At 55.9% G+C, this 12,224-nt stretch carries 12 protein-coding genes; 11 read left to right on the top strand and 1 reads right to left on the bottom strand.

Annotated elements, in window-relative coordinates:
* Positions 1-5: 5 nt before the first annotated feature.
* The 11 genes from WD006_RS12060 (at position 6) to WD006_RS12110 (ending at position 11,230) form a co-directional block, all read left to right on the top strand.
* Positions 6-1,154, top strand: coding sequence for a DegT/DnrJ/EryC1/StrS family aminotransferase (locus tag WD006_RS12060; protein ID WP_051723016.1), 1,149 nt, complete (start codon positions 6-8; stop codon positions 1,152-1,154).
* Positions 1,154-2,518, top strand: coding sequence for a lipopolysaccharide biosynthesis protein (locus tag WD006_RS12065; protein WP_029307267.1), 1,365 nt, complete (start codon positions 1,154-1,156; stop codon positions 2,516-2,518). Before WD006_RS12060 ends, WD006_RS12065 begins: the two co-directional genes overlap by 1 nt.
* Positions 2,519-2,530: 12 nt before the next feature.
* Positions 2,531-3,541, top strand: coding sequence for a polysaccharide biosynthesis protein (locus WD006_RS12070; RefSeq protein ID WP_029307266.1), 1,011 nt, complete (start codon positions 2,531-2,533; stop codon positions 3,539-3,541).
* Entirely contained in the window at positions 3,541-4,719 is a 1,179-nt protein-coding gene (locus WD006_RS12075; protein WP_029307265.1) for a glycosyltransferase family 2 protein, read from the top strand. Before WD006_RS12070 ends, WD006_RS12075 begins: the two co-directional genes overlap by 1 nt.
* Before the next feature lie 64 nt (positions 4,720-4,783).
* Entirely contained in the window at positions 4,784-5,848 is a 1,065-nt protein-coding gene (locus WD006_RS12080; protein ID WP_029307264.1) for an EpsG family protein, read from the top strand.
* A gap of 4 nt (positions 5,849-5,852) precedes the next feature.
* The gene (locus WD006_RS12085) at positions 5,853-6,662 is read left to right on the top strand and encodes a glycosyltransferase family 2 protein (RefSeq protein ID WP_080711378.1); all 810 of its coding nucleotides are present in this window, start codon (positions 5,853-5,855) and stop codon (positions 6,660-6,662) included.
* A gap of 9 nt (positions 6,663-6,671) precedes the next feature.
* Positions 6,672-7,793, top strand: a complete 1,122-nt coding sequence (locus tag WD006_RS12090) for a DUF1972 domain-containing protein (protein ID WP_029307262.1) — start codon at positions 6,672-6,674, stop codon at positions 7,791-7,793.
* A gap of 26 nt (positions 7,794-7,819) precedes the next feature.
* Positions 7,820-8,839: a glycosyltransferase family 2 protein gene (locus WD006_RS12095; protein WP_060784178.1), complete on the top strand. Its 1,020-nt coding sequence runs from the start codon at positions 7,820-7,822 to the stop codon at positions 8,837-8,839.
* Entirely contained in the window at positions 8,823-9,527 is a 705-nt protein-coding gene (locus WD006_RS12100) for a class I SAM-dependent methyltransferase (protein WP_029307259.1), read from the top strand. Before WD006_RS12095 ends, WD006_RS12100 begins: the two co-directional genes overlap by 17 nt.
* A gap of 3 nt (positions 9,528-9,530) precedes the next feature.
* Positions 9,531-9,872, top strand: a complete 342-nt coding sequence (locus WD006_RS12105) for an EamA family transporter (RefSeq protein ID WP_029307258.1) — start codon at positions 9,531-9,533, stop codon at positions 9,870-9,872.
* A 23-nt stretch (positions 9,873-9,895) separates the two neighbouring features.
* Complete coding sequence (locus WD006_RS12110) at positions 9,896-11,230, top strand: hypothetical protein (protein WP_029307257.1); 1,335 nt, start codon at positions 9,896-9,898, stop codon at positions 11,228-11,230.
* Between the two features lie 93 nt (positions 11,231-11,323).
* Here the strand turns inward: WD006_RS12110 and WD006_RS12115 are convergent, their stop codons facing one another.
* Entirely contained in the window at positions 11,324-12,220 is an 897-nt protein-coding gene (locus WD006_RS12115; protein WP_029307256.1) for a hypothetical protein, read from the bottom strand.
* Positions 12,221-12,224 lie beyond the last annotated feature (4 nt).

Raw genomic sequence — 12,224 nt, forward strand, 5'->3', positions numbered from 1 at the left:
CTTGCATGAAGCAGATACCATTGTTCGGGGTGGTACACACCCCCAAGATGGAGGCTGTGGCCCTGGAGGTGTTGCGGTCCGGCCGCATCGCCAGTGGCGGCTACGTCGGAAAATTCGAAGATGGCATTGGCCACATCGTCGGCAATCCGCACGTAGTGTCCACCCACGACATGACAAGCGCAGTTTTCCTTGCCCTTCACCTCGCAGGGGTGCGCGCCGGGGACGAAGTCCTGACGACTGCGTTTTCTTGCATGGCAACCAACTCCGCGATTGCGCACGCGGGTGCCATGCCAGTGTGGGTCGACGTACGTCCCGGCTCCGTGGAAATGGACGTTGCCGACGCTTCGCGAAAGATAACCGCCCGGACCAGGGCGGTCATCATGTATCACGTTGCCGGCTACCCTGGCCCTGCCAAGGAAATGGCCGAACTATGCAAGGCACGTGGTATTGCATTTATCGAAGACTGTGACAACGCCCTGTTTGCAAGACAGGATGGTGCGCATGTGGGCCGGCACAGCGATTTCGCGGTCTATTCGTTCTATCCGAATCGCCAGATCAATTGCACGGAAGGTGGCGCTCTTGTCTGCAAGTCAGCGGACATGGCGACGAAAGCGCGCCAGCTTCGACGCTTCGGCATCGAGGCATCCGGCTTTCGCACGGCACAGGGCGAGATCAATCCGCACGCCGATATTCCGGAAATCGGCTGGGCGTACACGATGAACAATTTATGTGCCGCCCTTGGATACGTGCAACTGGAACAGGCCCAGGAAAATGTTGAACAGGCACGCGCCAACGTGGCGAAACTCAAGACGCGCCTGGCCCACATTGAGGGGATCACCCCAATCAACGCCGCCGATGGCGCCGACCCGGCCTACTGGGTCATGCTGTGCTTGGCTGAGAACCGGGACACACTGCTCCAGCAACTGAAGGATCAGGGAATTTCTGCGTCAGCCCTGCATCATCGGAATGACACCTACAGCGGATTCCGAACGACTGGGCTGGGACCGAAGGCAGAAACGGCATACCTGCAGGAGCACATCATTGGCCTCCCCTGCGGGTGGTGGCTGAATGACGCCGATCTCGATGCCATCGGCAACGCATGCGCCCTCGCTGCCGACGGCTCGCTGAATTCCTCGCTATCCGATCAGGCTTGATGAAACTGCTACGTGCCGCCGCGCTCGACATGGTGATGCTGTATGCCGGCAAAGTGTCGGCAATCCTTGTTGGGTTCATTTTTCTGCCATTCTATCGACATCTGCTTGGCGCTGAACAGTTTGGCATCGTTGCGGTAATTCTTTCGCTTCAAAGCCTCCTGATCATGCTCGATCTGGGGATGTCGACGCTGATTGGCCGCGACGTCGCCGTTGCAAATTCGAGCTCCCAGGAACTGGTATCTCTGGTTCGCACCGCGGAGGTGAGTCTGACCGGGTTCTACCTGCTCCTACTGCCAATCGCCGTCGGCCTCAAGCTATTGGGAGCGTTCGCGAGTATCGAGTGGACCACCGTTTTCGGAACAATTGTCCTGTTCTGGGTGCTCGTACTCCAGAACATGCACTACGGAACCATGCTGGCCCGGCGCGAGTATGCGGCTGCCAGCACGATTCAGGTCATAGGCGTGGCGGCCCGCGCCTGTGCGACCGCGTACGTCCTGGCGACTGTTTCCAGCACGATGACAGCATTTATCGTGACCCAACTCATATTTGCTACGGGGCAGGCGCTGATCACACGTCATCGTTGCTTTGCATACTGGATCGAAAGGTCATCCGGAGAATCGCTGCCGAAATGCCTAAGAATCCGTGACGCTTGGGAACTCGTCAGGAAAGGGCGCGCACTTGTACTGTTCTCGGCCGCTGGCGCAGCAGTCACCCAGTTGGACAAGCCGCTTGTTTCAGGCCTGATCTCTGCAAACAGTGTGTCGCCGTACTTCCTGGCAACAACGGTCTGCATGGTTCCGCTCTCGCTGCTAGCCGGGCCTGTCAGTCAGTATTTCCAGCCCCGTGTGCTGAACCAGAGCATTTCGGGTGAGGATTTTCCGAAGGCGACATTCCGGAGATTCGTACTCAGCACAATCCTGATCACCTCGGTGCCTTGTCTGGTCTTCTGGCTGGCGTGTGATCCGCTTATTGGCCTATGGGTTGGCCATGGCCACGACAACGGAATAATATCCCACTACGTGAAGATACTCTTGCCGGGCTTCGTGGTAGGAGCATTCGGTTATATTCCCTACACGTTGCTGCTATACGCCAAGGACTTCCGCTTCCAGGCTGTCGCATCGATCATGATGAGTATTGTGACGCTGGCGCTAGCCGCGTTGGCCGCATATGGGCAGAGCGTCGAGAGCGTCTGCTATGTATATGCCGCGTACCATACTACGTCGACGCTCGTCAGTTGGGCGCGCGCGATGACTCTGGAAAGGGTTAGTACCGCCGCACGATACTCGGCTGCCTTGGCATTGCAACTCGTGATACCGCTTGTTGGTATTGCGATGCTGGCTCAGTTTTTTATTAAAAATTCCTAAGAGATTTGCACAATGTTCGATAACAAGGTCCTGATGATCACCGGCGGCACTGGATCGTTCGGCAACACCGTTCTCAATCGCTTCCTCCATTCAGCCGTAAAGGAGATCATCGTCTTCAGCCGCGACGAGAAGAAGCAGGAAGACATGCGGATTGCGATCAACAATCGCAAGGTCAAGTTTCATATCGGAGACGTCCGCAACTATGAAAGCGTGGCCCGGGCGATGGAAGGCGTCGATTATGTTTTCCACGCTGCCGCACTGAAGCAGGTGCCCTCCTGCGAGTTCTATCCGATGGAAGCGACGCTGACCAACGTGATCGGCACAGAGAATGTGCTGAATGCCGCAATCGCGAACAAGGTCAAGCGCGTCGTCGTGCTCAGCACCGACAAGGCCGTGTATCCCATTAACGCCATGGGTATTTCCAAGGCCATGGCCGAGAAAATCATGGTGGCGAAGTCGCGTACCGTCCGCGAAGGCGGTACCGTTCTTTGCGCAACGCGCTATGGCAACGTGATGGCTTCGCGAGGATCCGTCATCCCATTGTTTATCGAGAAGATCAAGGCTGGCAGGCCGCTGACGGTGACCGACCCGAAGATGACCCGCTTCCTGATGTCGCTGGAGGACTCGGTCGACCTCGTACTCCACGCCTTCCAACATGGCGCCCAAGGCGACATCTTCGTTCAAAAGGCTCCCGCCTCCACGATCGAAGACCTGGGGCAAGCCATCAAGGAACTTTTCAAGAGCAATGTGCCTATTGAGATTATCGGCACCCGGCACGGCGAGAAGCTATACGAGACGCTGGTATCTCGGGAGGAAATGGCCAAGGCCGAGGACATGGGCCGCTATTACCGGATCCTTGCGGACAACCGCGACCTCAACTACGACAAGTTCATTCTCGAAGGGCAGCCAGACGCCAACGATATCGAGGACTACACGTCCCATAATACTGATCGTTTGAATGTGGAGCGCATCAAGCAATTGCTTCTCACGCTTTCTTATGTCCAGGAAGAGGTGAAAAGCTAATGCGGCCCTTGGTATCAGTCATCATCCCGACTCACGGGCGGCCCGAATGCGCGGTTTCGACGATTCGCGCCGTACTGGCTGCGTCGGAAACGTTGGAGGTTGTCGTCAGCGACACGAGTAGTGAAGACCGGATCACGCCAGCATTCGAAGGACAAGAGCTTCCTCGGCTCAAACTCCTCCGTCCCGGTGAACCGCTCAGTGTCGTCGACAACTTCAATTTCGCTCTGAGTCATGCCACCGGAGAATACCTGGCGTTCATCGGGGATGATGATCTGGTATCACCGCAGATCGCGGAAATTGCCGAATGGGGCATTGCCAACAATGTCGATGCCTTCAGCTTTACCTTCCCGATGCTGTACTACTGGCCAACGTTTGCAAGCACCACGCGCTGGAAAGCAGAAGGAAGCACGTTGGTCGTGAGCGAGTTCAACGGGCGCATCACGCCGTTTGATGCGAAGGCCGAGCTGTCTGCCGCGTTGCGCAACATGGGCGCGGGAGTAATGGGTATGCCGCGTGCCTATGCGGGCATGATTTCCCGCCAACTGGTCGAGCGTATTATCGAAACCCATGGTGCATTGTTCGGTGGGGTCAGCCCGGATATCTACAGCGCCGCTCTGATCTCGATGGAAAGCCGGAAGAGTTACCGGGTCGATTTTCCGATCGTGGTCCCAGGTGCGTGCGCTGGGAGCACCTCCGGAAAAAGCGCCCGAGGTCGACACGTTGGCGGACTGCGCGACAACGCGCATATTGGCGCATTCAAGAACCTCGTATGGGACGAACGGGTACCAGAGTACTATAGCGTCCCCACCGTCTGGGGATACTCGCTGCTCAAGGGCATTGAAGACATGCCGCAATGGCTGCGCAAGGCAGACTTTTCGATGCTATATCTGCGCTGTCTGATCAGCGATCCCCAATACAAGGGAATGGTAATGCAATGCCTGAAACAGCACGCCCGTCAGAACGGCTATGCGGCTACGGCATTTGAGTTCCTTGGTGCGACGGTGCGCGAGGCAATCCGCATCGGACGCACGCTTGCACAACGACAATTGAACCGCCTCAAGCAAAGCAATACCGTCGTCCTGCGCGACATTCTGGACACAGAGCAAGCCTTTGAGGCTGCTACGCAATATATCCGGAAACTGGGCAAGAAACTGGAACTGACAAAAAGCGGTTCATGACGCATCGTTCGCGAAAGGACCTGGGCCTCCCTGCGCACTTGCCACATCCTGGACTAACCACTCCATGTATTTGACCGATGTCGTCCTGTTGGCCGCCCTGCTGGGGCTGTCGGCAGGCTTCGCCACGAGGCTGCTAAGGGTCCGCCAGCCTTCACCACATGTGGTGGGTGGCATTACGGCCGCGAGCCTCATCATCGTCCTGATGTGCTTTCGAAGTCTTCAGTTTGGCGTTGATACTGCCGCTTATGCGGAGATATTCACCGATTTTTGCAAGGGCGGTCTGATAGCCGATCGAGAATCCAGTTTTCAGATTGCGACGGAAGTCCTCAATTTCACCATGCTTGGCAGTTGCGATACTGAATTGCTGCCTGCGGTATGGATAATCCTGATAGTGCTGCCCGCGATGTTCTTCCGGGCGCCCTGGCGCGTTCGCTTGTGCTACATTTCTGCGCTGCTGCTATCGCTGGTCGGCATCGAACTGTCCACCAATGCCTTGCGGCAAGGATTGTCCACTGGCCTGATTGTGCTTGCCGTCTCACTGGCCCCCGTCACCTCGCTTTTTACGTTGCTGTTCGGCGCACTCGCCATGGCTTTCCACACCAGTGCCGGTCTGGTCCTGGTTGGATACCTGCTCGCACGCCAGCAATGGAGGGTTTTCCTGCCCTTGTTCCTGGGATTGACCCTGCTCACTGCTCACTCCCTGCACACCTCTGTGGAACTGCCTTTCGTATCGCGCTTCCTTTACGAAATCAACAAGTATCTGGCGCACGAAGACAGCGAATTGTGGATCCGCATCCTTTCTTTTGCCTGCGTGGTAACCGCATTGCTGACACCGCTGGCATGCCGACGGCCTGGGGTGTCTATCCAGGCCGTCATGTCTGACAAGTACTATGTCGTGGCTTTACGAATGGCGATCATCTGTACGCCGTTCCTGATGTTGCCTTATTTTGGGTACCGCTTCATCTATGGCATGTATCCCGTCATCCTTTTCCTCACACTCAGCTCTTCGCTCGACAGCCTCGTCGATTCAGGGAAGCATTTCTTTGCCCTATGTGCACTGAATACTGCCATCCTGCTTACCTGGGCGGCTGGTTCTGCATACATGCGCGAGCTTCCTTTCATCGGCTGAGAAAATGCAACTGAACTCTTCTTCGCGGCCGAGTGGTCTCTCGGTAGTGATTCCCACGCTGAATCGCCTCGAAATGGTCTTGCGGGCGTGTCACTCAGTCCGATCGACACACCTTGAGCGGGTTGAAATCATTGTCGTCGACGACGGATCCGCCGAGGATCTCGGACAACAACTCCCACCCTGCAACGAACACAGAGTTCCGATCCGCTGCTATCGGTTTGCGCGAAATCGCGGTCCGCAGGCAGCACGCAATCTCGGAATCCGAAGGGCCCGTTTTAGCCATATTGCTTTTCTGGATTCCGACGACGCCTTCACTCCCGAAAAGATTGACCTGGTTTTACATGAACTCGATAGCGGCCCCGTCGACCTGCTATTTCACGGTGTCCAGGGGATGCCCAAGTATGGTAAGCTGGCCCTCCTCTGGACACGCTCGCTAAGCCGCTGGCTTCCATTTGGCTGGTGGATTGCCCTCCTTAATCCGGTGGTGACACCGGCGCTAGTTGTCCGACGGGAAAGGCGACTCGGGGTAGTGCGCCTGCGGCATTGCGAAGACTGGTGCTTCCTTCTTCGTTACGTTCAGCCCGAAACGCGAATCCGTTTTCTGCCCGAGGAACTGTCCATTGTCTATCGGCCCGTCGGCTCAAGCGGTGGGTTGTCGGGTGCGATCTGGAAAATGCGCAAGGGTGAATTCGCTGCGCGTCGGGTACTTCTGAAATCCCCTTGGCCTTCCGGATTGCCACGCTACTGCCTTGGTGGTATGGCTGGGATTTTTCGAATTATGAGTGACGTCCTGCGCGGACGGTATTTTCGCTAAGTCGGGACTATGGCAACTGTTTATCTGATCGGTGTTCGGGGCATTCCAAACCGCTACGGCGGCTTTGAAAGACTGGTGGAGGTTCTTGCCCCTCACCTGGCAAGCCAAGGTCACGATGTAACTGTCTTTTGCAATGACGACCCTGCTGTCAATAGGGGCGGCGTTGACGAAGACCTCTGGATGGGAGTCAGACGCCGGTTCATCCCCGTCCGAAGCGGCGGACCACTCGGGACCATCGAATATGACTGGCGATCTTTCAAGGAGGTACCGTCAGGCGCGGTTGCGTTGATCTTTGGCTATGGAACTGGGATTTTCCAGCGCTATCTGAAGCTGCGCGGGATTCCGCACGCGGTCAATATGGACGGCATTGAGTGGCGACGCGAGAAGTGGGGACGTCTCGCACGCATCTGGTTGCGCATGAATGAACGTGCAGCCGCGCGCCGCGCCGATATCCTGATCGCAGATCATCCCGAAATCCAGCGCTACCTTCAGGACGAGCTCGGCAAGGACTCCACCATGATTGCCTATGGTGTGGATGACGACGCTCTGGAGCCCGGCGATCGAAGCAGTCTTTCGCATCCGCTGCTCGACCAGTACCCCGACCAGAGCTTTTCCCTCGTCGTGGCGCGGCCCGAGCCGGAAAACCAGATTCACGTCACACTCGATGCCTTCGAGCGCAGCAGCAAGAAGTATCCAATGGTCGTGCTCGGGAACTTCGAGATCAACGACTATGGTCGGCAGCTCCGCGCCAAGCATCCCGATGTTCATTTTGCCGGTGGCGTTTACAACGCGCCCGTGTTAAATGAATTGCGTCGCCGCAGCAGCCTTTACATCCATGGTCATTCGGTTGGTGGTACAAATCCATCTCTGATCGAAGCCATGGCCGCCGGGGCATTGCTTGTGGCCCACGAAAATCCCTTCAATCGCTGGGTGATGGGTGGTAATGCATCGGGCCTGTTTTTCACGGGCGCCGAGGACCTGGCGGCTCATCTCGACAATCCGCCAGCCCCGGAAGTCCGCGCGAAGATGATTGCGGCAGCTCGCCAGCGCTGTGTCGAACAGTTCCTCTGGCGTCGCATCCTGGACGAGTATGACGATGTCGTGGCACGGTTGCTGAAGGCGATCCGCTAAGCCCGCATGTGGAATGCAGCCTTGACATGACTAAGAGCCATTCTCCCCGGATTGCAGTTGTAATTCCGGCATACAAGGTCCGCAGCCAGATTTTGAATGTCATCGCGGAAATCGGCGACATCGTCAGCAGCATTTACGTCGTCGACGATTGCTGCCCTGACGACTCTGGTGCTCTTGTGAGGGCTGAATGCCTGGACCCCAGGGTGCATGTCATTAGGCTGCCAAAGAACCTCGGTGTCGGCGGTGCGGTCATGGCTGGATATCAGGCAGCCATCAAGGATGGCATGGACATAGCTGTCAAGATCGACGGCGACGGTCAAATGGATCCCCGCTACATCGTCAGTTTCATTGAACCGATTCTGGCCGGCGAAGCCGATTATACGAAAGGGAACCGTTTCTTTAACCTCGACAGCCTAGATCAGATGCCGAGGGGCCGCCTGCTCGGCAATGCTGCATTGTCGTTCATGAGCAAACTGTCATCCGGCTATTGGGATCTATTTGACCCAACCAACGGATACACGGCTATCCACTGCGAAGTTGCCCGCCACTTGCCGATGAAGAAAATCAGCCCACGCTATTTCTTCGAATCGGACATGCTATTCAGGCTGAATACGCTGCGGGCGGTCGTGGTCGATATCCCAATGGATGCGAAGTACGGCGATGAGGTCAGCAACCTAAGAATCGGCAAGGTGGTGGGCGAGTTCCTGTTGAAACATGTTCGCAATTTCTTAAAGCGGGTCTTCTATAACTATTACCTGCGCGACCTGTCCATTGCTTCACTCGAACTGCCTCTTGGCTTCATGATGCTAGCGTTTGGAGTTACTTTCGGCGCACTCGAATGGGTGAGGTCCCTGAACGAACACACCCCTGCATCTGCTGGGACGGTAATGCTCGCGGGTTTGCCTGTGATAGTCGGATTGCAGTTTTTATTGGCGTTTCTCTCATACGATATAGGCTCGGTACCCAGACGGCCGCTACATCGCAGCAAATTGAGGCAAAAGGCATTTCGGGAATCGAACGGAGGGGTAGATGAAAAACGAAGATAAGGCCTGGACCGACTGGGTCGACAACTTTCATACTCTGTACGACAGCGCCAACTACGACAGCGCCCTTCAGTCATGGATGATGCGCTCCAGCCACAAACTGCTGGAACGGCCATTTGGCGTAGACACCGAGTTCAAACATGTGCTCGAAATTGGCGCTGGCACGGGTGAACACCTCAAGTTTGTACGCCACAAGTTCGATAAGTATGTGCTGACGGACCAGAACGCCAGGACGCTGGATGTTGCACGGGAAAAATTGGGTAGTTTGCACAGCGGTAAACTCAAAATCGAGGTACAGACCGGTTCCGATATCGCCTACCCTGATAATTCATTCGATAGAGTGATCGCAGCTCATGTGCTGGAGCATATTTATCCGCCGCACCTTGCCGTGAAGGAATGGGCCCGGGTCATCAAGGACGGCGGCACCCTCTCCATCCTGATTCCCACGGATCCGGGCATGGCATGGAGACTCGGAAGAATGCTGGGGCCACGCAGAAATGCACTCGCCCGGGGGCTTGCCTATGACTACATCATGGCAAGGGAGCACGTGAATTCATGCGTTAACCTCTTGGCGATTCTCCTACACTACTTCGCTGATGGGAAAGGCGCCTGGTGGCCGCTTGGCATCCCATCGGTGGACGCCAATCTCTTCTTCGCGTTCCACGCGAAAATCACCAAGAAGGCACGATAAGCGATGATTACCTATCTGGTAGCTGTTCTGTGCGTCGTAGGGTTGGCCATGGGGCAGATCCTTTTCAAGGTCAGTGCGAATACTGCACACGCGGGCGGCAGCTTCATTGCCTATAAGCCACTGGCAGCGCTGCTCGCTGCAATGTGCCTGTATGGTGTGACATCCCTTGCCTGGGTCTGGGTACTCCAGCGCACCGAACTCGGCAAGGTCTATCCGCTGATGGCTCTCGCTTTCCTGCTAGTCCCAATTGGCAGCCATATCATCTTCGGCGAACGCTTCCAGATGCAGTATGTATTTGGGGTCGCCTTTATCATGCTCGGCGTCATCCTAACATCCAACGCCTGATTTCACGCATCGGGGCCATCTTCTTGCAATCCAATCTTACCGCTATCAAAAAAGACCGATTCACGCTGCTGGCCGGTGCGGCCTTCACCGCTCTTCTGGTAGTGACCATCTGGATGTGCTTCGCACCAGGCTTCATGTCATACGATTCTGTCGTCCAGTACCGAAGCGCGCTGGAACAACACTACGCTGACAGCCACCCGCCGATCATGTCATACGTTTGGCATTTGTGCCTGACACTGATCCCCGGGCCGCAAAGTCTGCTTGTTTTTCATTTGGCTCTGCTGGTCACAGGTATACTGATTTGGCAATTCAACCTGGCACGTTCCAGATGGTCGCTGCTAGTCCCTGCTATTTTCTTCCTGCCTTGGATTCTCAATTTTGCAGGTGTCCTGTGGAAGGATGTGGGCATGGCGTTCTCGTTGCTGATGGCCAGCGGGTTGCTATTAAACCAGAGGCGGAGCCGCAAACTGGCCTTGCTGGGACTGCCTTTCTTGTTTTATGCATTCGCAGTACGCCACAATGCAATTCTCGCGACTGCCCCGCTCATTTTCCTTGCGTCAATCTATCACCTGCGGAACGCAAAGGTGACCTATGGGCTTATTCTGACCGTAGTCGTTTCTGTGGCGCTCTGGGGGATCGCTTCCGCAATCAGTTATGGCCTCCTGAAGGCCGAGCGGAGGCATTACGAAACCCTTCTGATGGGCGACGAGATCGCGAAGATTTCGGCGCAGACCGGGCAGATTCTGCTTCCCTGGGTGAAACAGCCTGATCTGGAAAAATGTACCAAATATCCAATCCTCTATGAACGTGCGCTGTGCTTTGTTGACCGAGGGTACGATCCGAGTGGCAGCCTGATGGTGGGGCAACCATTCGAGTCAACACACAAGCTCTGGAAAGAAACGGTACTTGCGAATCCCCTACTCTCCTTGAGGATGCGCTGGGAAGCATTCCTATATTTTGTACGATCCCCCCAGTTGCCGCCAGCCTACGTGTGGCAGCCAGGAGTCATGGGGAATGACATGAACATTGTCCTGTTACGACCGGACAAGGCTCAGTTGCTTGAGAAGTATGTGGAGAAAAGTCAGAGCAGCGTCATTGGCGAACTGCTCAAGCCTTACACGTGGTTGGTGCTTTCCATCCTGATGCTGGCCGTAGCGGCCTGGATGCGCCCCTCGCCAGAGAGAATGCAGATCCTCGCACTGAACCTCTCGGCACTTGGATACTACGCCAGTCTTCTTGCCGCTGTCCCGTCAGTCGACTTTCGATATGCATACTGGTGCATCGTCGCGACGAGTCTCTCGATGGTAGTGTTCCTGACTGCAGCAAATCAGCACAGTGGGCACCGGACGCTCGGATAATCCTTCCATCTCTGCGTTTCCAAGCTGTCGCAATCACCTTTGGGGTGGTTTTCGACAGCTTGGAACACAGTGCAGCCACGGGACGGAAATTCGCTAGTCCCCGCTGCGCATCCGCTGAATTCGATGCTTTGTGTCAATGGCGATACCCACCAGCAAACCCAACAGGGCCCCAATCACCAGTCCGCCGGCACCAAACAGGGATTTGCGTGGATAAATATACTGCCTGCTGGTTTCAACCGGCCCGAGCAAATGTGTGTTATAGGTGCGCTCCTTGCTCAGCATTTCCTGTAGTGTATTTTTGCGAAGGCGTAGAGCCCGCAACGACTTTTCATTTTCATTCACCATTTCGCTGAGCAGAACGTTCTCAGAGAATTTCCCTGCGATGGCTAGCTGATCACGGCGCGTGACAAGATCGTTCAACATTTCCCGGCGTTTGTCTTCCCTGATCACTCCCTGAGAAACTTCCTCCATGTCGGCATTGAGCCTGTCCAGCGAGGGCCGCATGAGACCGGCGTGGATCCGTGCCAGTTCATTGCCAATTGCGTTTGCCGTACGCGTCGCGTCCTCGGGCGAATAGCCTCGCACAGTGAACTGTATGAGATCCGTGGCCGCGAGCAACGTCGACTTGAAAGAGCGCCGTGCCAAGGCGGCAGCGGCGTCCTCGTCGGGGCCCACGGCATGGCCAAGGATCTTTAGTACATCATCCGTGAACTGAGGAATTCTTAGACGCTCCAGTGCGCGTTGGGTTGGCTCTATCAGGGTCGGCGCTCCCGGCGCGCTTGCCGTTTCGCTGGCCACTTGACCAATCTGAAGGACGCCAGTTGATTCCCATTGTTTGGGAATCAGAAACGTCACACCAATACCGATAACCACGCCTGCAAGGCTCAGACCAATAAGCGTCGTACCTTGGCGCCGGATGAAATCCAGCACATCTGTAAACGTGACAACGGTACCTTCATCCTCGCGCTTCGATGTGGGGATAGATTTCATTTCC

It is taken from the genome of Cupriavidus sp. Met-2 (assembly GCF_049843575.1).
GTDB lineage: Bacteria > Pseudomonadota > Gammaproteobacteria > Burkholderiales > Burkholderiaceae > Cupriavidus > Cupriavidus metallidurans.

Excerpts from the sequence above, each read along its gene's own strand:
- WD006_RS12100 (WP_029307259.1), top strand. The coding sequence starts at position 8,823 with ATGAAAAACGAAGATAAGGCCTGGACCGACTGGGTCGACAACTTTCAT.
- WD006_RS12095 (WP_060784178.1), top strand. The coding sequence starts at position 7,820 with ATGACTAAGAGCCATTCTCCCCGGATTGCAGTTGTAATTCCGGCATAC.
- WD006_RS12065 (WP_029307267.1), top strand. The coding sequence starts at position 1,154 with ATGAAACTGCTACGTGCCGCCGCGCTCGACATGGTGATGCTGTATGCC.
- WD006_RS12115 (WP_029307256.1), bottom strand. The coding sequence starts at position 12,220 with ATGAAATCTATCCCCACATCGAAGCGCGAGGATGAAGGTACCGTTGTC.
- WD006_RS12085 (WP_080711378.1), top strand. The coding sequence starts at position 5,853 with ATGCAACTGAACTCTTCTTCGCGGCCGAGTGGTCTCTCGGTAGTGATT.
- WD006_RS12070 (WP_029307266.1), top strand. The coding sequence starts at position 2,531 with ATGTTCGATAACAAGGTCCTGATGATCACCGGCGGCACTGGATCGTTC.
- WD006_RS12105 (WP_029307258.1), top strand. The coding sequence starts at position 9,531 with ATGATTACCTATCTGGTAGCTGTTCTGTGCGTCGTAGGGTTGGCCATG.
- WD006_RS12090 (WP_029307262.1), top strand. The coding sequence starts at position 6,672 with ATGGCAACTGTTTATCTGATCGGTGTTCGGGGCATTCCAAACCGCTAC.
- WD006_RS12060 (WP_051723016.1), top strand. The coding sequence starts at position 6 with ATGAAGCAGATACCATTGTTCGGGGTGGTACACACCCCCAAGATGGAG.
- WD006_RS12075 (WP_029307265.1), top strand. The coding sequence starts at position 3,541 with ATGCGGCCCTTGGTATCAGTCATCATCCCGACTCACGGGCGGCCCGAA.
- WD006_RS12080 (WP_029307264.1), top strand. The coding sequence starts at position 4,784 with ATGTATTTGACCGATGTCGTCCTGTTGGCCGCCCTGCTGGGGCTGTCG.